This window comes from Pseudodesulfovibrio tunisiensis, assembly GCF_022809775.1.
Lineage (GTDB): Bacteria > Desulfobacterota > Desulfovibrionia > Desulfovibrionales > Desulfovibrionaceae > Pseudodesulfovibrio > Pseudodesulfovibrio tunisiensis.
The window spans coordinates 2530639-2554778 of record NZ_CP094380.1 but is presented as its reverse complement, the minus strand read 5'-3'; the positions used below and the strand labels follow the sequence as shown (position 1 = coordinate 2554778).

The following is a 24140-nucleotide window of genomic DNA, read 5'->3' as shown; positions in this document are numbered from 1 at the left end:
GATATATGGAAACAACAATCGAAACCACACAGGAAGATCCCAGGCTGCGCGAGATCAAGTTCACGCTGCGCCGGATTTTCCGGAACCCGTCGGCCATCATCGGGTTCACCCTGCTGCTGTTCTTTCTGGGCGTGGCGTTCAGTGCGCCGTACATAGCGCCGCCCAAGTACGACCATGCCCCGTACAAGATGCCTCACAAGGGGTATTCCCCGACCCCGAAGGCACCGTCCGAAACCCACATCTTCGGCACCACCTCGGGCCAGTACGACATCTTCTACGGCGTTGTGTGGGGCACCCGCACCGCGTTCAAGATCGGTCTGTTCGTCGTGGGCATCGCCGGTGTCATCGGCATTTCCCTCGGCATACTCGCGGGCTATTTCGGAGGCTGGTTCGATGAATTGCTCATGCGATTCGTGGACATAGTCTGGTCAATACCAACCCTTGTGCTCGCAATGACCATAGTGGTCGCCTTCGGGCGGGGGCTGGAGAACATCATGATCGCCCTGGCCCTGGTCGAATGGCGATGGTACGTCCGCGTGATCCGCTCGGAAGTGCTCAAGCTCAGGGATCAGGAATTCGTGCATGCGGCCAAGCTCATGGGCGTGTCCGACTTCAAGATAATTTTGCGGCACATCCTGCCCAACTCCATCTATCCTGTGCTCATCATGGCCTCCATGGACATGGGTTCCATGGTCATTTCGGCCTCGTTCATGAGCTTCGTGGGCCTTGGCGCTCCCAAGGGCTATGCGGACTGGGGGCAGATGGTCGCTCTGGCGCGCAACTACATCGTGGGACCGCCGGACGATCCCTTCAAGTTCTGGTACACCATCGTTTTTCCGGGCATCTGCATCATCCTGTTCGTGCTTGCCTGGAACCTGATCGGTGACGCCCTGCGCGACGCCTTCGATCCCAAGCTGAGGCGGAGGTAAGTCATGGCGGCATTACTCGAAGCAAAGATCTGATCTGACCACGAACTTCTACACCTATGAGGGCGTGGTTCGTGCCTTGAACGGCTTTTCCCTGTCCATCGACCATGGCTGCACCTTCGGCCTTGTGGGCGAATCCGGTTGCGGCAAGTCCGTGACCGTGCGTTCCATGATGCGGGTCATCCAGTCCCCGGGCAAGATCGAGGGCGGGCAGGTGCTGTTCCGCGAGACCGAGAACAGCGAGCCCATCGACCTGCTGTCCCTGTCCGAAGAAGACATGCAGAAGGTGCGCGGCGATGCCATTTCCATGATCTTTCAGGAGCCGAACGCGGCCCTGAACCCGGTCATGACCATTGGCGATCAGGTGGCGGAAAGCTTCCTGTTCCACCGCAGGAAGAGCCTGTGCGAAAAGATATCCGCGGACATGGGCGAGGGCGGCAGGACCTATGGCATGCTGACTCCGTTCTATCGCGCGGTGTACGGCATGGCGGCCAAGGACCCGGATTCCCCGGCCCTGCGCCTGCTCGGCCGGATTCCCGTGCTCAAGCACTGGGACAGGCTGCTGAAGAAGGAAGCTCTGAAGCGGTCCATCGACATCATCGGCCAGCTTGGCATCGCCAACCCCGAAGAGGTGGTCACGCGCTATCCGCACAACCTGTCCGGCGGCATGAAGCAGCGCATCGTCATTGCCATTGCGCTGGCCTGCCATCCCACGCTGCTCATCGCGGACGAGGCCACGTCCAATCTCGACGTGACCGTGCAGGCCCAGATTCTGGAGCTGCTCAAGGAACTCAAGCGTTCCCGCATTTCCTCGATTCTGCTCATCACCCACGACCTCGGCGTTGTGGCCGAGACCTGCGAAAAGGTGGGCGTGATGTACGCGGGCAACCTGTGCGAGACCGGCGAGGTCGAGAAGGTATTCACCAATCCGCTGCATCCCTACACGCAGGCATTGCTCAATTCCGTGCCCAAGTTCAGTCAGGAAGGCGCGCTCCAGTCCATCGAGGGCAGCGTGCCCAACCTCGTGACCCCGCCCCCGGGCTGCCGGTTCCATCCGCGCTGCCCCAAGGCCATGGATGTGTGCCGTCAGGATCGTCCGTCCCTGTTCGAGGCCGAACCGGGCCATTTCGTGGCCTGCCATCTGTACGGGGAGGGCAAATAGCATGGAAAAGATATTCGAACTCAAGGGATTGCAGAAGCATTATCCCATTGTCGGCGGCGTGCTCAAGCGCCAGATAAATTCGGTCAAGGCGCTGGACGGGCTGGATCTGGACATCTACCGCGGCGAATGTCTCGGCGTGGTCGGTGAATCCGGCTGCGGCAAGACCACCACGGGCAAGGCCATCATCCGGCTTCACGATCCGACTGCGGGACAGGCCATCTACTATCCCAAGGACGGCGATCCCGTGGACATCGCGTCCGTGTCCCTGTCGCGCATGAAGCACATGGGCATCCGCAACCGGCTCCAGATGGTGTTTCAGGACCCGACCACGTCCCTGAATCCGCGCATGCTCATCAAGAACATCATTGCCGAACCCATTCGCGAGCGCGAACATCTGTCCGCCCGCGAACTGGAAGCCAAGGTCGTGTCCATCCTCGAAATGGTGGGCCTGTCCGGCATGCACGTGATGCGCTATCCGCATGAATTCTCGGGCGGTCAGCGTCAGCGCATCGCCGTGGCCCGTGCCATTGCGGCCGAGCCGGAATTCATCGTGCTCGACGAACCCACCAGCGCGCTCGACGTGTCCGTGCAGGCGCAGATTCTGAATCTGCTCGACAGCCTGCGCAAGGACCTGGGCCTGACCTTCCTGTTCGTCACCCACCATTTGCTGGTGGTCAAGTACATCTCCACGCGCATCGTGGTCATGTATCTGGGCAAGGCCATGGAAGTGGCCGAGACCGACGACCTGTTTGCCACGCCCATGCATCCCTACACCCATGCGCTGCTGTCCGGCATTCCGAATCCGGACGTGCACTCCGATGCGCACCGCATCGTGCTGGAAGGCGATGTGCCCAGCCCCATGAATCCGCCGCAGGGCTGCCGTTTCCACACCCGCTGTCCGTTCTGCATCGACGAATGCCGCAAAACCGAACCCGAGCTCGCGGACGTGGGCAACGGCCACAAGGTCGCGTGTCATCGCCGCGATCAGGTCATGCAGCTGGTCAAGGAAAATTACGGTCTGAGAAAATACAGCTAGGACCGATTGTTCATCGAACATGCAAGGCGGGACGCTTTTGAAGCGTTCCGCCTTTTTTTCAGGAGAAAGGGCATGTTGCCGCAATTCCATCCCGGGCTGTCGGTTTTCACGGCTTGTGTACCGCATGCATGAACCTTGATAAAAGGGCCGATTTTCCTTACACCGGGAACACATTTCCACAGCAAACCCGTAGAGGGGGATTCCGATGAAGATTTTGGTTGTCGGTTCAGGTGGGCGCGAGCACGCCCTGTGCTGGAAGCTGGCCCAGAGCGCCAAGGTCGATCAGATTCTGTGCGCGCCGGGCAATGGCGGCACTGCGCAGGTCGGTCGCAATGTGCCTGTCAAGGACGACGACATTCCCGCGCTGGTCAAGCTGGCCCGTGACGAGGAAGTTGACCTGGTCGTGGCCGGTCCCGAGCTGCCGCTGGTGCTCGGCATTCAGAACGCACTGGAAAAGGAGCAGATTCCCTGCTTCGGTCCCAATGCCTATGCCGCGAATCTGGAAGGCTCCAAGGCGTTTTCCAAGAACGTGATGCACGAGGCCGGAGTGCCCACTGCCGCGTTCCGGGTATTCGACGAATACGAGGCTGCTGCCGCGTTCATCAGGAAGAAGGGCGCGCCCCTTGTGGTCAAGGCCGACGGTCTGGCTGCGGGCAAGGGCGTTGTGGTGGCTTCCACCACCGAGGAGGCATTGGAAGCCGCGGAAAACATGATGGTCAGAAAGGCCTTTGATGCCGCTGGCGACCGCATTGTCGTCGAAGAATGCCTCAAGGGCGAGGAAGCCTCGTTTCTGGCGTTCTGCGATGGCCGCAACTATGCGCTCCTTCCGTCCTCGCAGGACCACAAGGCCGTGGGCGAGGGGGATACCGGCCCGAACACCGGCGGCATGGGCGCGTACAGCCCGGCTCCGATCCTGCCCGAGTCCGAATATGCCGCAACCGCGGAACTCGTGATCCGGCCCATTCTCGAACTGCTGGCGTCCAAGGGCCAGCCCTTCAAGGGTGTGCTCTACGCCGGACTGATGATGACCGAGGACGGCCCGTCCGTGCTGGAATACAACGTGCGGTTCGGCGATCCCGAATGCCAGCCCCTGCTCATGCGGCTGGATACGGACATCGTGGACATCATGTTCGCGTGCATCGACGGCAGGCTCGATCAGGTCGAGGTCAAGGTTCGGCCCGAGACCGCGTGCGGCGTGGTCATGGCAGCCGAGGGCTATCCCGCGTCCTATCCCAAGGGCATGGAGATCACCGGACTGGACAAGGCCGACGCGCTGGACAACGTCAAGGTGTTTCAGGCCGGAACGCGCGAGCAGGACGGACGCATTCTGAGCTCCGGCGGCCGCGTGCTCTGCGTCACGGCGCTGGGTCGCGATCTGGCCGAGGCACGCAAAAAGGCCTACGAGGGCGTGGATCTGGTCCACTTCGACAAGAGCTATTTCCGACACGACATAGCGGAAAAAGGTCTGAAAAGAATGAAATAACGAACAGGCGTCCTTGCAACCGGGGACGCCTTTCGAAATTCAGCCTTGCGCATTCCCGGGCGGGGGATGTGCAGAACCGGAAAATTCCTGGACATTCAAGGAGTGAACATGGCTCAGGTAGCTGTTTTCATGGGTTCGCTTTCGGATGAGGACAAGATGCGCCCCTGTGCGGATCTGCTCAAGGAACTGGGCGTTGACTGCGTATTCACGGTCACGTCCGCGCACCGCACCCCGGAACGCACGGCCCGGCTCGTCTCGGAGCTTGAAGCCGACGGGTGTCAGGTGTTCATCTGCGCAGCCGGACTGGCCGCGCATCTGGCCGGAGCCGTGGCCGCCAAGACCATCAAACCGGTTCTGGGCGTGCCCCTGACCGCGTCCCAGCTCGGCGGCATGGACGCGCTGCTTGCCACGGTCCAGATGCCCCCGGGCTACCCGGTCGGCACGCTGGCGCTGGACAAGGTCGGCGCGAAAAACGCGGCCTGGCTTGCCGCACAGATCATCGCGCTCCATGATCCCGAACTCGCCGAACGCCTCAAGGCCGCACGCGACAAGTTCAAGGAAGACGTGGAACGCGCTGCCGCTACTTTGTAGATGAAGAATGCCTTTTGGGCGGTCTGGGGAACCTCTTTCGGGAGGTTCCTCTTGTTTCCGCAGCATCCATTGCGGCTTGTCTTGGGTTTGCCTTTGCCCTACAGTCGGTAGGCCTTGTTGCTTTCCTCGGGCCGCTGGATAGGCATGAGCTGTTTGGGTGTACTTTTCCACTTTTTTCTCTGTGAGTTAGACATGAGCGCCGCTGTAATTCCCTTTCTTGATTTGAAGAAGATCAATGACAGATTTCGAGACAGGATAGACGAGTCCGTGAACGGGATTCTTGATTCGGGCTGGTATATTCTCGGCAGCAGGGTTGCCGCATTCGAAAAGGATTTTGCCGCCTATTGCGGAACTGGCGAGTGCGTCGGCGTGGGAAATGGTTTGGATGCGCTTGATCTGATTCTCAACGCATACGGGATCGGTCCCGGAGATGAGGTGATTGTCCCTTCCAACACATTCATAGCTTCAGTATTGGCCATATCCGCCAACGGAGCCACTCCCGTGTTCGTGGAGCCGGACCCGGCCACGTTCACGATCGATCCAGCAAGGCTTGAAGTCGCGATTACGGAAAGGACCAGGGCTGTCATGGCCGTTCATCTGTACGGACAGGTGTGCGACATGGCGTCGATCAATGCCGTGGCCGAAAAATACGGTCTCAAGGTCATCGAGGATGCTGCCCAGGCTCATGGGGCCCTGTTTCAGGGAAAACGGGCGGGAAATCTGGGAGATGCCGCAGCCTTTTCCTTTTATCCCGGAAAGAATCTCGGTGCCATGGGCGACGGTGGAGCCGTGACCACGAATGATGCGGAACTGGCGGCCAGGATTCGGGGGCTCGGCAATTACGGTTCATCCCAAAAGTACGTGCATGAGGCCAAGGGCAGGAATTCGCGGCTGGATGAACTGCAGGCTGCCGTGCTTTCAGTCAAGCTGCCCTTTCTGGATCTGGACAATGCGCATCGTCGGCGCATAGCATCCCGTTACAGAAGTAGGGTCACGAATCCGGCGATCCAGTTGCCTGCCGAGGTGCATGGAGCAGAAGGGCATGTCTATCACCTGTTTGTCATCCGGTCGAAAAACAGGGACGGACTTCAGCAATATCTTTCGGAAAAAGGTATACAGACGCTCATTCACTACCCCACAGCCATACACAGGCAGGGCGCTTACAGGGAATTTGACGAGGCTGATCTGCCTCTGGCGGAACAGCTTGCCGCAGAAGTGCTTTCCCTGCCCATGTCCCCCGTGCTTTCGCTTGATGATGCGGACAGGGTTGCTGCGGCGCTGAATGCGTGGCGCGGTTAATCTGGACAACGTGGTAAACAACATGAAGAACATAGATTTTCTACGGTTCGACGTCATGGGCGATGACCGGGGCGCTCTTGTTGCTCTTGAGCAGTTCAGGCAGATTCCGTTCGACATAAAGCGGGTGTATTACATTTTTGACACACGGCACGGTGTGGATCGCGGCAAGCATGCCCACAGAAATCTCGAACAGGTGCTGATATGCGTGAACGGCAGTTGCACCATTGTTCTGGACGATGGAAGTTCCGTGAAAGAAGTGAAACTCGATTATCCGGATCAGGGGTTGTACATCGGGAAAAACATCTGGCGGGAAATGAAAAATTTTTCCCAGGGCTGCGTGTTGATGGTGCTTGCCAACCAATATTATGACGAGCACGAATATATCAGGTCGTATGACGAATTTAAGCAAAGTCTGAAGTCATAGCCCTCCTGGCAGGTAGTGCAAACCAGAACGGGCCGCCGCGCAGACAACTGCGTGGAGGTCCGTTCTGGCTTGAAATGGTCGAACCTATGCTTGCGCGGTATCTCCGGGGATGATCTTTCTGGCGAGATAGATGAACGGGGTGTCGAGCACGGCCACGGCGATCTTGATGACGTAGGTGGAGAGCAGGATTTCCCAGAACACGTTCATGGGGAACATGCCGTAGAAGGCGATGGTGCAGAAGACGGCGGAGTCGAGAAACTGGCTCAGCATGGTGGAAGCGTTGTTGCGCAGCCAGAGCAGGCGGGAGCCGGTGCGTTGCTTGATGGCGTGGAAGGCCCAGACATCGTGGAGCTGGGATATCAGGTAGGCGGCAAGGCTGGCCAGAGCAATGCGCGGCATGAAACCGAACAGGGCCGCGAGATGCGGGTGCGCGAAATCGTTGGCAGCGGGCTGAAAGTAGAGCGCGGCCTGCATGTATATGGTCATGAGCAGCAGGGTGATGAATCCGAGCAGCACGCCTTTCTTTGCCTCTTCCTTGCCGTGGAATTCACTGAGCAGGTCCGTGGACAGAAACACGCTGGCATACAGGATGTTGCCCAGCGTGGTGGTCAGTCCGAACAGCTCCACGGTCTTCATGACCTGGATGTTGCAGAGAATCAGGTTGAAGGCGAGCAGGCTGAACAGCCCCACGCGTCCGAAAAAACGATAGATCAGCAGGACCATGCTCAGGTCGACCAGAGCAAATCCCATCCAAAGCGCTTCATTCATGGCCCGTGCCATGCCCGGATTTCCGGCCATGGTCAAGGATTATCACTTTGCCCGGGTGTGGCGATGCCTTTCGGTTCGGCGTGGTGGAATGCGCGGGGTGCGATCAGATCACGGCTTCGGTGAGCTGCGGTTCCGGGGCCGGAATCGCGCTGTATGCGGCAAGGGCTCTGGCCGTGGTGGTCCGGGTCGGATCGGACTGCTGATCAAGGTCTTCCTTGAGTGAAGTCAGGCCCGCCTTTTCCTCCAGCTCCTTGCGGAACTGGTCCAGCATTTCAAGGGTGGGGTCCTTTTTCTGGCTTGCGGTTTCTGCGGATTCGGAAGCCTGAATGAAGAATCGCTGATTCAGGTCCCGAGTCGCATTTGCGCCGTCCTGCGCGGCAACGGCATGAAAGATTTCCTCGGACCCGTTGTCGAAGTAGTCGTTCAGGGCCTCGTTGATTCCGGAGTTGAACCGGGCCATGGCCTCGTCTCCGGCCGCAATGCCGAAATTGCGGTCGATGAAGCGCAGGGTGTTGAGCAGGCCGTTGCCCAGCCCGTCCTCGTTCACGGTGTCCGAGGTGTCCTGAAGGATCATGCCGGCGGCGGCTGCTGCGGTTTCGTCTCCGAACCGCTCGCGTACCCAGTCCATGGTCGCGGCAAGGGAATCGTTGAGGGCGGCCGGGTCCTTGACCTGTCCGGTCTCGTCCGCCTGGAGGTCCATGCGGCGGATGATTTCGTCGGAGAACGTCCGGCCCAGGGTCTGCGGCCCGGCCGCCACCCCTTGTTCCCGGGCCTGCGGGGCTGCGGGTGCAAGACCGTTTTTTGCGGGCGAAATCGCGTGTCCGAGCCTCAGGCCCGGCCCGGCCTGATCCGCGGTGCGCGGAAATGCCTGCCTGCCCGAAGTGTCCGCCTTCTGCATCAAGGCGTAGTTGAGATTGCCCGCCTGTATGATCATCATGGGTCCTATCGGAAGGCGGAGGAAATTCCTTTAGGCATGAGTTTCGGAAAAGTATTCGGCGAACCGGCTGGTTGGGTTGAATTTTTACCTCCGAGGTTCGCTTTTTGAAATTCCTGCCTTATTATTATATGAGACACCATCATTGCCGCACCGCGCAGCGGACTGCGGTGCGTTTTCCGAAATGAACAAGCTGGTGCATTGCGCCGGAGGGTATATGAAACTGGATATCTGCACGTGGCCTGATCCGGTTCTGGCCAGAAAGGCCGAACGCGTGACCGAGGTGACGCCCGAACTCAGGGAACTTATCGAAAACATGGTGGAAACCATGTATGAAGGCGACGGCGTGGGCCTTGCCGCGCCTCAGGTGGGCGAGTCCATCCGTCTGATCTGCGTTGACCAGACCGGCCCCAAGGTGCGCGAGGATTTGCGCGTGCTCATCAACCCGGAGATCGTGGAATGCGGCGGCGAGGTCGAATCCGAGGAAGGGTGCCTGAGCTGCCCGCAGTTCGGGGCCAAGATCAAGCGCAAGGAGCGGGTCAAGGTCACGGCCATGAATCCCGAGGGCGAGGATGTCTGCATCGAGACCGACGGATTCCTTGCCATCATTCTCCAGCATGAGATAGACCATCTGGAGGGGACCACCATCGTGGATCGTTCCAGTCGCCTGAAACAGGCCATGTATCGCAAGAAGGCCGCCAAATGGACCAGATAGATTTTCCCAAACTTCGCATTGTCTTCATGGGCACCCCGGATTTTGCCGCAGAGAGCCTCAAGGCCCTGCTCGGCTTTGAAGGGGCCGAGGTCGTTGCCGTGTATACCCAGCCCGACCGTCCGTGCGGACGCGGCAGGGTGTGCAAGCCGTCCGCCGTGAAACAGGTGGCTCTGGAAAACGGCATCGACGTGTTTCAGCCCGTGAACTTCAAGGAACGGAAGGACGTGGACCAACTTGCCGCGCTGGAGCCGGATGTGCTCGTGGTGGCGGCCTACGGCCTGATTCTGCCCCAGTCCGTGCTGGACATTCCCAGACTGCTGCCCCTGAACGTGCACGGCTCCCTGCTGCCCCAGTGGCGCGGCGCGGCCCCGATCCAGCGCGCCATCCAGAACGGCGACATCGTGACCGGCATTTCCATCATGCGCATGGAGGCCGGGCTGGATACCGGCCCGGTCATGGTGCAGCGCGCCCTGCGCATCGGGCACAACGACCATGCCGGAACCATTCACGACGAGCTGGCCGCCCTTGGCGGCATCTGCATCGTGGAGGCGCTGGCCCGGCTGGTGCGCAAGGATTACGAACTCAAGCCGCAGGACGATTCCCTGGCCACGTATGCGGCCAAGCTGGAAAAGAGCGAAGGCGAGATCGACTGGAGCCAGCCGGTCAAGGACATCCACAACCGGATTCGGGCCATGCATCCCTGGCCCGGCGCGTATTTCCAGTGGACCCGGCCCGACGGCAAGCCGTTGCGCCTGAATGTCCAGCCCGGGGAGATCAGTCAGGAGACCGCACCGGCCGTGGCTCCGGGCACCATTCTCGGCGAGATGGACGGCAAGCTGGCCATTGTTGCGTCGGACGGCATCTACCTGACTCCCGGGGTCAAGCCTCAGGGGAGGAAGAACATGGACGCGAGCGCGTTCGCCTGCGGATACATGAAGGATTGCGATTAGCGACGTATGCAGCATCCCAAAAGCGTGCGCAAGGCGCGCAAAAGACTCTTCATCGCCTTGATCAGCGTGGCCTGTTTCGTGATGTGCCTCGCGTTGACTCTGGCCTGGCTCATCCCGTACGTGGGATTGGAAAACATTCATCCGGCTGCCAAGTGGCTGCTGGGCGGCATTGTCTTTCTGCTCGGCGCATTGGTCTGCGTGGCCTACTGGGGACTGTTCCTGAACATCGTGCTCAAGCGGCCCCTGCCCGGAGCGCAGCGGTTCCGGGGCCTGACGGTCAAGCTGTTCCTGCCGCTCATGGTGCTGCTCGGGCGGGCCTTCGGCATTTCCAAGCCCGCAATCCTGCTGTCCTTTGTCAGCGTGAACAATGAACTCGTGCTGGCCGAGGCCGGGAAGTATCTGCCGGAAGACATTCTGCTGCTCATGCCGCATTGCCTGCAGAACAGCCGGTGCAACCGCCGTCTGACCTACGACATCAACAACTGCAAGCGGTGCGGCAAGTGTCCGATCGCCGGGCTTCTGGACCTGCACGACAAGTACGGCGTGCATCTGGCCATTGCCACGGGCGGCACCGTGGCGCGGCGCATCGTGGTCCAGCTTCGACCGCGCATGATCATTGCCGTGGCCTGCTACCGCGATCTGTCCAGCGGCATTCAGGATACCTATCCCCTGCCCGTGTACGGCGTGCTCAACGAGCGGCCCCATGGTCCGTGTCTGGACACCACGGTTTCCATCGAGGAGTTGGAAAAGGCCCTGCATCGTTTCCTGTATCCGGAATATCTCGAAGGAAAACAGGGGACCGGCAAGACCATCAGCACGGCTCAGGGCGCTTCCCGCTGACCATCCGTTCCGCACTTCCCTTCTTCTAATATACATCCCTCCCGCTCCGGTCGTATCACGGAGGCAGGGAGGGATTTTTCATGTCCGAGACAGGTTTTTCCTCCGTGGTGAGCCGTCGCAGGTGCATTCGCAGCGCCCTTGTGCTGGGCGCGGGGCTGCTGGCCGGACTGTCCCTGCCGCACAAGGGGGACGCCATGCCTGCATCACGCGTGTACGTGTACAAGGGAACCGATCCGGCAAGGGCGGTCCCGGCCCTGCTGGAGCGCTTCGGGCTGGAGGATTTCCGTACCCTTTCGATCGGGCTCAAGGCCAACGCCAACAGTGCGGATCCGTTCCCGGCATCCACATCCCCGGAAACGCTGCACGCCCTTGTGACCGCGCTTCAGGGCGCGGGGTGCGGCCCGATCACTCTGGCCGAGCGCAGCGGCATGGGCACCACCCGGGACGTGCTGGACGCCACCCGCATCCTGAGCGTGTGCCGGGAACTCGGCGTGTCCGTGGTGGACATGGATGAGCTCGGCATGGACGGATACGTGCATTACGAGCCCGTGGGGTGTTCGTGGAAGCAGGGATTCTGTCTGGCGCGCGTCTTTGCCGAGGCCGAAGCCGTGGTGCAGACCTGCTGCCTCAAGACGCACCGGTTCGGCGGTCATTTCACCATGTCCCTGAAAAATGCCGTGGGCGCCATTGCCAAGCATGACCCCGACACCCGTTACAACTACATGCGCGAACTGCACGCCTCGCCCCTGCAGCGGCTGCTCATCGCGGAAATCGGGCTGGCGTTTCGCAGCGATCTCATTCTCATGGACGGACGATTCGCCTTTACCTCGGGCGGGCCGGACAAGGGGGAACTGGCCGCACCCGAACTCATGTTCGCCGCGTCCGATCCCGTGGCCATGGATGCGGTCGGAGTCGCTGTCCTGCGTCTGCTCGGCACCACGCCGGAAGTGGCGGAAGGTGCGATTTTCGAACAGGAACAGATTCACCGCGCGGCCCGGCTCGGCCTTGGCGCAACCTCGCCAGCCGGGATCGAGCTGATTCCGGTCAATGGCGAAGCCTCCGGAATGGTCGAACGGATCAGAAAGGAGCTGGGATAGGCGATTCATGCAGCGGACACCCTGTCCGCATCGCTTTCGGCAACGGTTCAAACAACGACATTTTCATTTGACTTCAGTCGGATGACCGGGCTGTGAAGGCTTTCACATTGCCCGGCCCCTTGTTGCTGTGCGGCACAAGCAGCGACTGCCCGAAAGAGTTCCGGCATTGCTGGAATGGCATATCCATGAATTTGGATATGCTATTTTTTTCAGGATGTTGCGTGTGGTTCACTCCGGCAGGCCAAGGTTGCTTCATTGAATGGTGCGGAAGTTGTTCGGGGCAGGGTGAACAGCTGGGGAAGTCCATGTGCAAAGTGAACGCTGGTCATTTTTTGACGCGATTAAATTGTCTTTCGATATGAAACAATCTTTTTCATGTCGATATTTGTCTATAATCGCGAGTATCCCGCCTCCGAATTCCGCATTTTGGAACAAGTATAACTTTTCAAAATAAGTGTTTTTTTCTCTATTTTCCAGACTCTGATCATGATTTTTTAAAAAATGCGATTGCAAAATGATCACGATTATGCAAAAAATCACAAACACAGATTCGGACAAGTCAGGAGGACATGCTGGGGAAAAGAAATTTCGCCAGCCGAGGACGCTGGCAGCATTGCATGCGGAGTTCCGACGGATCGGCGGCCATGGGGGGCCTGAAGCCAGGCTGGGGCCACGAGCTGAGGAACTGTTAGGAACGATATTTTAACCATCAGTTGGAGAATTTCCGGATGAAACCCGAGAAAGCAAAGAAAGTGACTATTGATCCGAAGGTGTTTTTCCCTTCGCTGATCTTCGTGGGATTCCTCTCGTATCTGACCGTGCGGGATCTGGATGCCGCGAACAACGCCATCAACGCCCTGTTCCACTACGTGACCTACTCCTGGGGTTGGGCCTTCGAGTGGTACATGATCGTCATGCTGGCCGGTTGGTGCTGGATGGTTTTCGGCCCCTGGAAGAACAACAAGCTTGGTGACGAAGCGCCCGAATTCAGCACCGCGAGCTGGATTTTCATGCTGTTCGCGTCTTCCACGTCCGCCGCAGTCCTTTTCTGGGGCTCCTACGAGGCCTACTGCTACGTGGCCACCCCGCCTTTCGGATTCGAACCCTTTTCCGCCACTGCGCAGGAATATGGTCTGGCCTACAGCCTGTTCCACTGGGGACCGCTGCCCTGGGCCGGTTTCGGTTTCTTCACCGTTGCCTTCGGCTACTTCCTGTTCGTGAAGAAGATCAACGTCATGCGCCCCAGCGGCACCCTGGTTCCGCTGCTTGGTGAAAAGCACTGCAAGGGCCTTGTCGGCGTGATCATCGACAACCTGTACATCGTGGCCCTGATTCTCGCCATGGGCACCAGCCTTGGTCTGGCCACTCCGCTGGTCACCGAGTGCATGCAGTACCTGTTCGGCATCCCCCACACCCTGGGTCTCGACGCCGCGATCATCTCCTGCTGGATCGTGCTCAACGCCATTTGCGTGGCCTTCGGTCTGAACAAGGGCATGCGCCTTGCCTCCGACTTCCGCAGCTACCTGTCCATCGGTGTTCTGCTGTGGGTCCTGTGCCTCGGCGGCACCACCTTCATCGCCAACTACTTCACCGACTCCATGGGCGTGCTGCTCGACCGCTTCGGCCGCATGCTGCTGTACACCGACACCATCGGCGGCGGCGGATTCCCGCAGGGTTGGACCGTGTTCTACTGGGCCTGGTGGGTCATCTACGGCATCCAGACCTGCCTGTTCCTCGCCCGCATCTCCAAGGGCCGTACCGTCCGCGAAGTGTGCGTGGGCATGGTTGCCGGCCTGACCGCCACCACCTGGTTCATGTGGACCGTGCTGAGCGGCAACACCATGGATCTGATCCGTCGCGGCGCCATCGACCTGACCCATCTGGTGGGCGAATACGGCGCACCTCGTGCGGTCATCGAGACCTGGGCCGCTCTGCCCATGCCGACCTTCACCATCGTGATCTTCTTCGTGCTGTGCTTCATCGCCACCCTGACTCTGGTGAACGCCTGCTCCTACACCCTGGCCATGTCCACCTGCACCGAGGCTGACGGCTACTCCGAGCCCCCTGTCTGGGTCCGCGTGGGTTGGTCCGTGCTGGTCGGCGTGATCGGCGTGACCCTGCTGGCTCTGGGCGGCCTCAAGCCCCTCCAGACCGCGATCATCGCTGGCGGTTGCCCGCTCTTCTTCGTCAACCTGATGATCATCTGGTCCTTCCTCAAGGACGCCAAGAAGAACAACTGGTAATTTAGCCAGTAGAAAATAGTCGATAACCTAGGAAAACCTAAAGGAGAATTCCTCATGGATTTCAATCTTTCCGAAGAACAGGAACTGTTTGTCGCCGCTGTCCGCGAGCTCATGACTCGTGAGAACTGGGAACCCTACTTCGTGGAGTGCGACGAAAAGCACGAATATCCCATCCGCTGGGTCAAGGAACTCGCCGAACTCGGCATCGACACCATGCTGCTCCCCGAGGAGCACGGTGGAATGGACGCCAGCATGGTGACCCTGACCGCGATCTGGGCCGAACTCGGCCGCCACGGCGCTCCGACCTACGTCCTGTACCAGCTGCCCGGCTTCAGCACCATCCTGCGCTGGGGCACCCAGGAGCAGATCGACAAGATCTTCGCCTACCGCGGCACTGGCGAGCAGATGTGGAACTCCGCCATCACCGAGCCCAGCGCCGGTTCCGACGTGGGCAGCCTGAAGACCACCTACACCCGCAAGAACGGCAAGGTGTACCTGAACGGCCAGAAGTGCTTCATCACCTCCAGCGCCCATTGCCCGTATATCGTGGTCATGGCTCGCGACGCGGATTCCCCGGACAAGCCGGTCTTCTCCGAGTGGTTCGTGGACATGAGCAAGCCCGGCATCAAGCGCAACCAGCTCGACAAGCTCGGCCTGCGCATGGACAGCTGCTGCGAACTCGTCTTCGACAATGTCGAGCTCGAGGAAAAGGACCTGTTCGGTGAGGACGGCAACGGCTTCAACCGCGTGAAGGAAGAGTTCGACGCCGAGCGTTTCCTGGTTGCCTGCACCAACTACGGCATTGCCCTGTGCGCCTACGAGGACGCCGCCAAGTACGCCAACCAGCGCGTGCAGTTCGGCGAAGCCATCGGCCGCACCCAGCTCATTCAGGAAAAGTTCGCCCACATGGCCATCAAGATCAACAGCATGAAGAACATGCTCTTTGAGACCGCCTGGAAGTGCGACAACGGCACCATGACCTCCGGCGACTCCGCCATGTGCAAGTACTACTGCGCCAACTCCGCCTTCTACGTCGTGGACACTGCCATGCAGGTGCTCGGCGGCATCGGCGTGACCGGTCACCGCGTGGGCCGCTTCTGGCGCGATCTGCGCATCGACCGTCTCTCCGGCGGTTCCGACGAAATGCAGATCCTGACCCTGGGCCGCGCCGTCCTGAAGCAGTACCGTTAAGGATTTCGGCGAACATTCGCCGTTTCAATACAAGGATACGTCACAATGACCAAGAAGTTGCAGACCCCCAAGTTCGGACCGCTGTCCGGCATGCGCGTCGTGTTTTCCGCCATCGAGATCGCCGGTCCCTTCTCCGCACAGATGTTCGCGGAATGGGGCGCGGAAGTCATCTGGATCGAGAATACGGCCTACGCCGACACCATCCGTGTGCAGAAGAACTACCCCGAACTGTCTCGCCGCAACCTGTACGCTCTGTCCATGAACATCTTCAAGGACGAGGGCAGGGAGGCTTTCCTCAAGCTGATCGAGACTGCGGACGTGTTCATCGAATCCAGCAAGGGCCCCGCCTTTGCCCGCCGCGGCATCACTGACGAAGTGATGTGGGAGCGCAATCCCAAGCTCGTCATCGCCCACCTGTCCGGCTTCGGCCAGTACGGTGACGACGAGTACACCAATCGCGCTGCCTACAACACCATCGCCCAGGCCTTCAGCGGCTACCTGATTCAGAACGGCGACAAGGATCAGCCCATGGCGGCGTTCCCGTACACTGCCGACTACATCTGCGGCTTCACCGTGACCAGCTCGGTTCTGGCTGCCATCTACAATGTGCAGAAGACCGGCAAGGGCGAAAGCATCGACATCGCCATGTACGAGGCCATGCTTCGCGTGGGCCAGTACTACATGATCGACTACTTCAACGGTGGCGAAATCTGCCCCCGTCAGGTCAAGGGCCGCGATCCCATCTGGGCTGGCTGCGGTCTCTTCAACTGCAAGGACGGCTACGTCGTCACCGAAGTCGTGGGCGTGAACCAGATGATCGAGATGTTCAAGACGCTGGGCATCGAGCATCTGCTCGGCACCGAGGAAATTCCGGAAGGCACTCAGCTCATCGCTCGCGAGAATCGCTACGCCGAGGAGTTCGAGGGCGGACTGGAGAAGTTCTTTGCCGAACGCAACGTCGAGGAAGCTCTCGCGGCTCTGGGCGAAATGAAGATCGCCGGCGCCAAGGTGCTGGAGTTCACCGAACTGGAGGACAATCCCCAGTACATCGCCCGCGAGTCCTTCACCGAATGGGAGACCCTGTCCGGACGCAAGTTCAAGGGCCCCAACGTGATGCCCAAGTTCAAGAACAACCCCTGCAAGGTGTGGCGTCCCATGCCGAATCAGGGCATGGACACCACCGACATTCTCAGCGAGATCGGCTACTCCGAGGAGCAGATCAACGAACTCGCCGAGAAGAAACTCGTGAAAATAGGCGAAGCCCCCAAGAAGAACTAAGGGGCCGATAAAAGAGAGGTTCAGCGGATTGTTCAAGGGGTGCAGTGCATGTGGCCCGAAACGCCACGGGCACCCCTTGCTCTCCTGCTTGCAGGGGGAAGGCTGTTTCGGCCATACCGCGGCAAGGCACTCCTGAACAATCCGCAACCTCCCGGCGCAAATCACAATTATTGACAAGTACCAATTTGACAGCCCTCGACGCGCTGTTCATCAGTTTGCGCTGCCGAGGCACGGCTCTGCCAGTTGCTCAATGACGGGGAATTGACATGGATATCATAGGCGACAGGACATTACGCCAGGTTTGGGACGGGCTGGCCCAACGCCATGGCGCAAAGACCGCGCTCGTTTTCGAGTCCACCTCGGGCGAGACGAGCGAATACACCTACGCCGAACTGAACGGCGAAATAAACCGGGCCGCGAACCTGTTTCTCGGTCTCGGCGTGGAAAAGGGCGACCGCGTCGCCGTCCAGCTGCACAACAGCCCCGAATTTCTGGCCGTCTGGTTCGGCCTTGCCAAGATCGGTGCGATCATGGTCCCCATCAACGTGCACTATCTGCACGGGGAATCCCTGTACATCCTGCAGAAGTGCGCCCCTCGGTTCATCGTCGCGGAAGAGCGGTTCGCCCATCAGTACGAAAAGATGATGGAGGAAAAGACCGTTGCCCTGGAAGGCATTCTGATCGCCCGGGAGCCTGTTGGCCGGGAATTCCCCGGTGCGGAAAATTTCAGCAGGCTGCTGCGCGAGCAGTCCGCGGAACTGGAACGGGTCGTGCCCCTGAGCAGCAGCGACACTGCGGAAATCCTGTTCACCTCGGGCACCACCTCCAATCCCAAGGGCGTGGTCATCACCCACTACAATCAGGTCTTTGCCGGTCATTACACCGCGTGGCAGTGCAATCTGCGCGAGGATGACCGCTTCATGACCATGATGCCCTCGTGCCACATCGATTTCCAGTGCACCGCAGCCATGCCCACCTTCACCATCGGCGCGACCTTCATCCTTCTGGAAAAGTACAGCGCCCGCAGATTCTGGAGGCAGGTCTGCCTGCATCGCGCCACGGTCACGGAATGCATCCCCCTCATGATCCGCACCCTGATGCTTCAGCCGCAGCAGGTCTGGGAAAAGGACCACTGTCTGCGCGAGGTCATGTTCTTTCTCAACATTTCCGAGGCGGAAAAGGACGCATTCATCGAGCGGTTCAATGTCCGCCTGTTCACCTCCTACGGCATGACCGAGACCATCGTGGGCATTCTGGGCGACTGTCCGGGCGCGGAACGTCGCTGGCCCTCCATCGGCCAGACCGGCCTGTGCTACGAGGCCAGGATCGCGGACGAGGCCGGCAACGAGGCCGCACCCGGGGTATTGGGTGAAATCCTGATCAAGGGCGAGCCCGGGCGGACCATTTTCCGGGAGTACTACGAGGAGCCCGAGGCAACGGCCCGGACCCTGACCAGCGGCGGCTGGCTCCACACCGGAGACAAGGGGTACATGGACGAGGACGGATATTTCTATTTCGTGGATCGCAAGCAGAATCTGATCAAGCGGTCCGGCGAGAACATCTCCAGCACGGAGATCGAGAATTTCCTCGTGACGCATCCGAAGATCGTCGACGCTGCGGTTGTCGGTATTCCGGACGATATCTGTGACGAGGCTGTGAAGGCCTTTATCGTCGTCAAGGAAGGGGAGACCCTCACTGTGGAGGATGTCTTCGATTATTGCACCGAACACATCGCCAAGTTCAAGGTGCCTTCTTCCATTGAAATTCGTACAGACTTTCCCAGAACCTGCACCGGAAAGGTGCGGAAGAACGTCCTCAGGGACGAAGCCGTTGCAGCCTGTGCCGCTTCTCGCGATGCGCAGGGCAATGTGCTGGTGAACTAGGGAACGACGGGAAAGCCGAGTGCTGAAGACGGTGAAGTCCATTCTGTTTGCTGATCATGTTTAGTTATTAATCACTTGTCAAAAATTAAACATTGTCTTCAAGACAAAGGAGAACTCCAATGGCACTGAAATTGGACATGCAAGGCAAGACCTACGGTCCGTTCATGCGGGATTACGATTTCCGTGAACTGAGCCTGTTCGCCATCAGCTGCGGCGCCGGTTTCGACGGCAAGACCGACCTCGAGTACGTGTACGAAAAGGACATGAAGATCCTGCCGATGTTCGCTGCCATGCCCATCGTTGACAGCGAAGTCACCAAGACCATCGACTACGGCTTCAACTGGGGCGGTTCCCTGCACTGGGGCTTCGACCTCCAGTTCCACCAGCCCATGACCGCACTGTCCGGCACCCTGCGCACCGAAGTGCTGCTCAAGGGCCTGTACGACCGTGGCGAAGGCCGTGGCCTGCTGGCTCAGCACATCGGCGACACCTACGACGAGAACGGCACCAAGCTGTTCACCAACGAGAGCTGGGACTGCGCCCTGTACGACGGCGGCTGGGGTGGCCCCAAGGCTCCCAAGGACATCGTCGAGATTCCCGATCGCGAGCCCGACTTCGAGGTTGTCGAGACCGTGGCCCTGAACCGCGCCCTGATCTACCGCCTGAACGGCGACTATCATCCGCAGCACATCGACTGGGCCTACGCCCAGGAATTCGGCCATCCCAAGCCGAACCTGCATGCGGTGAGCACCGCTGGTCAGGCCTGCCGCCACATCATCTCGACCATGATTCCGGGCGAGCCCGAGCGTCTGACCCGTTTCAAGACCCGTATCACCAAGTCCCTGTACCCGGGATGCACCGCCAAGACCCAGATCTGGAAGTGGGACGACAATTCCGTTCACTTCCGTGTCATCGATGCGGAGAACCCCGAGATCGCTTACCTCAACTACGCTCTGGCGGAGTGGAAGTAACTGAACTGTTAACGGCCTCCGCATCCGGATCTTCCGGGTGCGGAGCCGATTGCGGGAAGAGTCGCACCCTTCGGGATGCGGCTCTAAAGCACTAGATAAGACAGGATGGAGAAGTATGAAAATCATTGTTGGTTGTAAACTCGTCCCTGAAGAGCAGGACATCGCTGTTCAGAAGGACGGCGCGCTCGACCTGAGCAAGGCCGCTCCCAAGATCAGCCAGTTCGACCTCAACGCTGTCCAGGCTGCCGTTGATATCAAGGGCATGGTCGGCGAAGGCACCATCACCGCCCTGAGCATGGGTGGCAAGGAGCTGGAAAACACCAAGGCCCGCAAGGACATTCTGTCCCGCGGAAACGATGAGCTGGCCGCCGTCATCGACGAAGGCTTCAAGAATGCTCTGCCTCACCAGACCGCCAGGGTGCTGGCTGCCGCTGCCGAAAAGATCGGTTTCGACCTGATCCTGTGCGGCGACGGTTCCGGCGACCTCTATGCCCAGCAGGTTGGCCTGCGTCTGGGCGCGGAGCTGGAAGTGGCCACTGTTTCCGGCGTGAGCAGGATCGTGTCCGCCGAGGCCGGCAAGCTCGTGGTGGAGCGCGCTCTGGAAGACGAAGTGGAAGTGCTGGAAATCGCCCTTCCCGCTGTCGTGTCCGTGTCCGCCGACATCAACGAGCCCACCATTCCCGGCATGAAGGCCATTCTCGCCGCTTCCAAGAAGCCCGTGAATGCCATGTCCGCTGCGGATCTGGGTCTGGAAGCCGATTCCGCCCTGGTGGAGCTGGTCGAGGTCAAGGCCCCGAAACAGAAGGACCGCAAGAACATCATCGTTGAAGGCGACGCCGAGGACAAGATCGCCGAATTCGTGAGCAACTTGCGCAAAGTGTTGAACTAGGGGGAATGAAATGAGCAAGTTTTCCAACGTATGGGTGTTCAGTGACGCGGCCTCCCGCCTTGCCGAAGTCGTGGCCGGTGGCCTCGAGCTCGGCGAGCAGGTTTCCGCTTTCGTGATCGGTTCCCAGGATGACGTGGCCGCTGCCTTCTCTTACGGCGCCGCCAAGGTCTACCATCTTGGCGAGGCCGACTCCGCCCGCATTGTCGAGAATTACGCCGACACCATGGCCAAGGTCATCGCCGAAGGCGGTTCTTCCCTGGTGCTGCTGCCCTCCACCCGCCGTTCCAAGGCTCTGGCTTCCCTGCTGGGTGTGCGCCTGAATGCCGGTGTCATCACCGAGGCTGCCGAGATCGAGGCTGCCGAGGGTTCCGTGCAGGCCAAGCACATGGTCTACGGCGGTCTGGCTCTGGGTGCCGAGAAGATCACCTCCGAGGTCGCCATTCTCGTGGCTGCCGCCGGTACCTTTGCCGCTGCCGAGGCTGACGCCTCCCGCTCCGGCGAGACCGTTGCCGTGGATTTCGTGGAGCCCAAGGCTTCCGTGAAGTGCATCGAGCGTCGCGCCAAGGAAGGCAGCAGCGTGGACCTGAACAAGGCCAAGCGCGTTGTTTCCGTGGGCCGCGGCATTGCCAGGCAGGAAGACCTCAAGCTCGCCGAAGAGCTGTGCTCCGTGCTGGGTGCCGAGCTGGGCTGCTCCCGTCCCATCGCCGAAGGCGAGAAGTGGATGGAGCAGGAGCGTTACGTCGGCATTTCCGGCGTCATGCCCAAGCCCGAAGTCTACCTGGCCCTGGGCATCTCCGGTCAGATTCAGCACATGGTCGGTGCCAACGGCGCCCAGACCATCGTTGCCGTGAACAAGGACAAGAATGCTCCGATCTTCCAGTTCGCCGACTACGGCATCGTGGGAGATCTCTACACTGTGGTTCCCGCACTGATCGAAGCCTTCAAGGCCTAGCTCAAGAGTGCATGGGTGGGGCCGGCTTGCTGACGACGCGGCAAGGCGGTCCTGCCTGCCACGGGAAAAAACGGAGGAAATGAAACAGGGTAGCTGAAAGCAGAGAACAGACTTGAGCGCGATGCCATGAGCGGAGCGCTTTTCGGAAGGCCGCAATTCGGGCCGCGTCACACGGCGCGCTGCCCGGGCAGGATCGCAGGACATGCATATCGTTCCCCATGAAATTTCCTCCACCGGAATATGCATCTTGCGGTAAAGCCGGACCTGGTTTACGACGCTCGGGTCGTCTCGGACCGGATTTCCGGTCGGGACCTCGGGGAAAGACATACTTCCGAAGCCCGCTTTACATGATGGCGGTCATGGTCAGAGCGGTCCATCCGATTCTCCTGTTCCTGTTCAGCCCCTCCAATTTGCATTGCCATTATTGATACGAACGCGTCAGACGGCGTTCCCCCACCTTGATGAGTGGCGTTTCCGGTGACTTTCCGGACAGGCCTGCCCATCACATGACGTCTGACAGCGGAAACAACAACGTGAGCCGCATCCACGCAGCAACGCGATTTTGCGTGGACGCGGAAAGGCATATCCTCTCTGCAGCATGGACCTCATGAACGCGCGAAGGGCCGTTGGAGAGGGAAAAGGAATGGTGACTCTCAATGGGTGAATTGATTTTCTCGCTATTTGTCGGCGCATGTATCGCTGCGGTCGGCTTGTTCATGAACTGGACTCTGTACCGGGAAGAAAAGAAACACGGAACAAGCGGAAAACAAGGATAACGGGAGCTGCGTTGTGAGTATATATACAATTGGAGTCATGGTCAGTGTTTTAATTTACATTCTGATCGGCTCCTATGCCGGACGAAAGGTCAAGGGGGTCGAGGACTACTACGTGAGTGGCCGCAATGCCCCGACCATCCTGATTACCGGAACCCTGTTCGCTTCCATGCTGAGCACCAACGGCTTCATGGGTGACACCGCCTACTGCTACGGCGGCAACATCACCACCATGATCCTGCTCAACACCTTGTGCGCCTGCGGCTACATTCTCGGCCCCCTGTTTTTCGGACGATACATTCGTCGCGCCAAGGTCAACACCATGCCGTCCTATTTCGGCCAGCGCTTCAACAGCCGACGCATCCGCCGGTTCGCCGGGCTGACCACCATCGTGTCTCTTGCCGCGTATCTGCTCAGCGTGATTCAGGGCACGGGCATCCTCATGCAGACCCTGCTCGGATACGACCGCATCACCTGTCTGGTCATCGCCTGGTTCTGCATCACCTGCTTCACCATGTATTCCGGGTCCAAGGGCGTCATCCTGACCGACACCCTGATGTGCATCTTCTTCCTCATCGCCACCATGGTTGCCGGGCCGTACGTGTTCAGCGCGGCCGGTGGTCTGGGCGATCTGGTGGCCAATCTCGCGGCCAATCCCAACACCCCGGAAGGTCTGCTCGACTACCACGGCAACACTGGCGGCGGTTCGGTGTTCGACATCGTGTGGTACGCGGTGACCATGGGCATCATCTGGCTCATTGCGGTGAGCGTCAGCCCGTGGCAGGCGGGCCGCAACCTCATGGCCAGAAACGAGCACGTCACGTTCCGTTCCGGAGCCGTGTCCTGCCTGCTGACCATCTTCTTTCTCTTCTATCTGTATGTGATGGCCATCTCCATGATCCAGATCAATCCGGGCATGGCGCAGCCGGAACAGGTCATCATCTGGGCCGCGACCGAGGTCATGCCCAAGTTCATCGGCGTGCTGCTGCTCACCGGCATCATGACCGCCGGACTTTCCTCGGCCTCCACGTTCCTGTCCGTGATCAGCTTCAGTCTTTCCAGCGATGTCCTTGATCTCGATTTCAAGAGCGAGGCCAGCCATCTGAACTTCACCCGCATCATGGTGCTGGTGGTGGGCGTTGTCGCCCTTGTTCTGGCCTGCCTGAACCTGTCCACGATCCGGATCATCACGTGGTTCGCCAGCACCATTCTGGCCGCTTCGTGGGGATACGTGGCCTTTGCCAGCATCTGGAGCAGAAAGCTCACCGAGCGCGGTGCATACTACGCCATGGTCGGCGGGTTTGCGGGCTACTTCGTCTGCAAGCTGCTCAAGGAACTGGCGGGTGTGCCGTTCAACAACATTTTCGATCCGTTCTTCATCGGCGTGGTCGTGAGCGTGGTGCTCGGCATTCTGGGATCCAGAGGCCAGACCCGTTCCCGTGAGGAAACCGAATTTCAGGCCGGTCTGCATGTCATTCCCCGAGGGGAAACCCTTGTGGCCGACTATCGCCGGGACAGGATTTACGGCTGGCTTCTGGTTTTCGCGGGCGTGGCGCTTTCCACGTTTCTCATCATTAACTGGGCGTTGCCCTACAATGCCATTCTCGGCAGGGAGGTCCTGCCGTTCTGATTCCCGTGAGCAGGGGAGAGGGGTTTTCGATAATCAGCAAATACTATTGGGATGGTACGGCTCTTGATTCGTGTATGGGGGGCCGTTTCGAGAAAACAACCAACA

At 59.6% G+C, this 24140-nt stretch carries 21 protein-coding genes; 19 read left to right on the top strand and 2 right to left on the bottom strand.

Going from position 1 to position 24140, the window contains the following annotated elements:
• Positions 1-5 precede the first annotated feature (5 nt).
• From MPN23_RS12350 to MPN23_RS12320, 7 genes are all read left to right on the top strand, one after another.
• Positions 6-929 (top strand): ABC transporter permease, encoded by a 924-nt coding sequence (locus MPN23_RS12350; protein WP_243544496.1) that lies wholly within the window; start codon positions 6-8, stop codon positions 927-929.
• 64 nt (positions 930-993) lie between these two features.
• Positions 994-2088, top strand: coding sequence for an ABC transporter ATP-binding protein (locus MPN23_RS12345; RefSeq protein ID WP_243544495.1), 1095 nt, complete (start codon positions 994-996; stop codon positions 2086-2088).
• Position 2089: 1 nt separating this feature from the next.
• A complete protein-coding gene (locus MPN23_RS12340) occupies positions 2090-3124 on the top strand; it encodes an ABC transporter ATP-binding protein (RefSeq protein ID WP_243544494.1) in 1035 nt (344 codons plus the stop codon).
• 205 nt (positions 3125-3329) lie between these two features.
• Positions 3330-4607 carry a phosphoribosylamine--glycine ligase gene (gene purD, locus MPN23_RS12335; protein WP_243544493.1) on the top strand — a complete coding sequence of 426 codons (1278 nt, stop codon included), beginning with the start codon at positions 3330-3332 and terminating at the stop codon, positions 4605-4607.
• 108 nt (positions 4608-4715) lie between these two features.
• Positions 4716-5198 (top strand): 5-(carboxyamino)imidazole ribonucleotide mutase, encoded by a 483-nt coding sequence (purE, locus tag MPN23_RS12330; protein WP_243544492.1) that lies wholly within the window; start codon positions 4716-4718, stop codon positions 5196-5198.
• Positions 5199-5390: 192 nt separating this feature from the next.
• On the top strand, positions 5391-6497 hold the full coding sequence (locus tag MPN23_RS12325) for a DegT/DnrJ/EryC1/StrS family aminotransferase (protein WP_243544491.1): 1107 nt from the start codon (positions 5391-5393) through the stop codon (positions 6495-6497).
• Between the two features lie 22 nt (positions 6498-6519).
• Positions 6520-6921 (top strand): sugar 3,4-ketoisomerase, encoded by a 402-nt coding sequence (locus tag MPN23_RS12320; protein ID WP_243544490.1) that lies wholly within the window; start codon positions 6520-6522, stop codon positions 6919-6921.
• 84 nt (positions 6922-7005) lie between these two features.
• On the opposite strand, the gene MPN23_RS12315 is transcribed toward MPN23_RS12320, so the two are convergent.
• On the bottom strand, positions 7006-7689 hold the full coding sequence (locus tag MPN23_RS12315) for a queuosine precursor transporter (RefSeq protein WP_243547390.1): 684 nt from the start codon (positions 7687-7689) through the stop codon (positions 7006-7008).
• A gap of 103 nt (positions 7690-7792) precedes the next feature.
• On the bottom strand, positions 7793-8626 hold the full coding sequence (locus tag MPN23_RS12310; protein WP_243544489.1) for a hypothetical protein: 834 nt from the start codon (positions 8624-8626) through the stop codon (positions 7793-7795).
• A 214-nt stretch (positions 8627-8840) separates the two neighbouring features.
• Here MPN23_RS12310 and def point away from each other — a divergent pair, with 214 nt between their 5' ends.
• From def to MPN23_RS12250, 12 genes are all read left to right on the top strand, one after another.
• The gene (gene def / locus MPN23_RS12305) at positions 8841-9338 is read left to right on the top strand and encodes a peptide deformylase (protein WP_243544488.1); all 498 of its coding nucleotides are present in this window, start codon (positions 8841-8843) and stop codon (positions 9336-9338) included.
• Positions 9326-10288, top strand: coding sequence for a methionyl-tRNA formyltransferase (gene fmt / locus MPN23_RS12300; protein ID WP_243544487.1), 963 nt, complete (start codon positions 9326-9328; stop codon positions 10286-10288). The genes def and fmt overlap by 13 nt, the downstream gene beginning before the upstream one ends.
• Before the next feature lie 6 nt (positions 10289-10294).
• A complete protein-coding gene (locus MPN23_RS12295) occupies positions 10295-11128 on the top strand; it encodes a DUF116 domain-containing protein (RefSeq protein WP_243544486.1) in 834 nt (277 codons plus the stop codon).
• Between the two features lie 80 nt (positions 11129-11208).
• The gene (locus tag MPN23_RS12290) at positions 11209-12225 is read left to right on the top strand and encodes a DUF362 domain-containing protein (protein ID WP_243544485.1); all 1017 of its coding nucleotides are present in this window, start codon (positions 11209-11211) and stop codon (positions 12223-12225) included.
• 752 nt (positions 12226-12977) lie between these two features.
• Positions 12978-14468: an L-carnitine/gamma-butyrobetaine antiporter gene (gene caiT, locus MPN23_RS12285; protein WP_243544484.1), complete on the top strand. Its 1491-nt coding sequence runs from the start codon at positions 12978-12980 to the stop codon at positions 14466-14468.
• A 54-nt stretch (positions 14469-14522) separates the two neighbouring features.
• Positions 14523-15659: a crotonobetainyl-CoA dehydrogenase gene (gene caiA / locus MPN23_RS12280; RefSeq protein WP_243544483.1), complete on the top strand. Its 1137-nt coding sequence runs from the start codon at positions 14523-14525 to the stop codon at positions 15657-15659.
• A 45-nt stretch (positions 15660-15704) separates the two neighbouring features.
• Entirely contained in the window at positions 15705-16937 is a 1233-nt protein-coding gene (gene caiB, locus MPN23_RS12275; RefSeq protein WP_243544482.1) for an L-carnitine CoA-transferase, read from the top strand.
• A 266-nt stretch (positions 16938-17203) separates the two neighbouring features.
• Positions 17204-18820, top strand: a complete 1617-nt coding sequence (gene caiC / locus MPN23_RS12270; RefSeq protein WP_243544481.1) for a crotonobetaine/carnitine-CoA ligase — start codon at positions 17204-17206, stop codon at positions 18818-18820.
• A 119-nt stretch (positions 18821-18939) separates the two neighbouring features.
• Positions 18940-19791, top strand: coding sequence for a MaoC/PaaZ C-terminal domain-containing protein (locus tag MPN23_RS12265; RefSeq protein ID WP_243544480.1), 852 nt, complete (start codon positions 18940-18942; stop codon positions 19789-19791).
• Between the two features lie 115 nt (positions 19792-19906).
• On the top strand, positions 19907-20680 hold the full coding sequence (fixA, locus tag MPN23_RS12260; protein WP_243544479.1) for a putative electron transfer flavoprotein FixA: 774 nt from the start codon (positions 19907-19909) through the stop codon (positions 20678-20680).
• Between the two features lie 10 nt (positions 20681-20690).
• Positions 20691-21632, top strand: coding sequence for an FAD-binding protein (locus tag MPN23_RS12255; protein WP_243544478.1), 942 nt, complete (start codon positions 20691-20693; stop codon positions 21630-21632).
• An 813-nt stretch (positions 21633-22445) separates the two neighbouring features.
• Positions 22446-24035, top strand: coding sequence for a sodium:solute symporter family protein (locus MPN23_RS12250; protein WP_243544477.1), 1590 nt, complete (start codon positions 22446-22448; stop codon positions 24033-24035).
• Positions 24036-24140 lie beyond the last annotated feature (105 nt).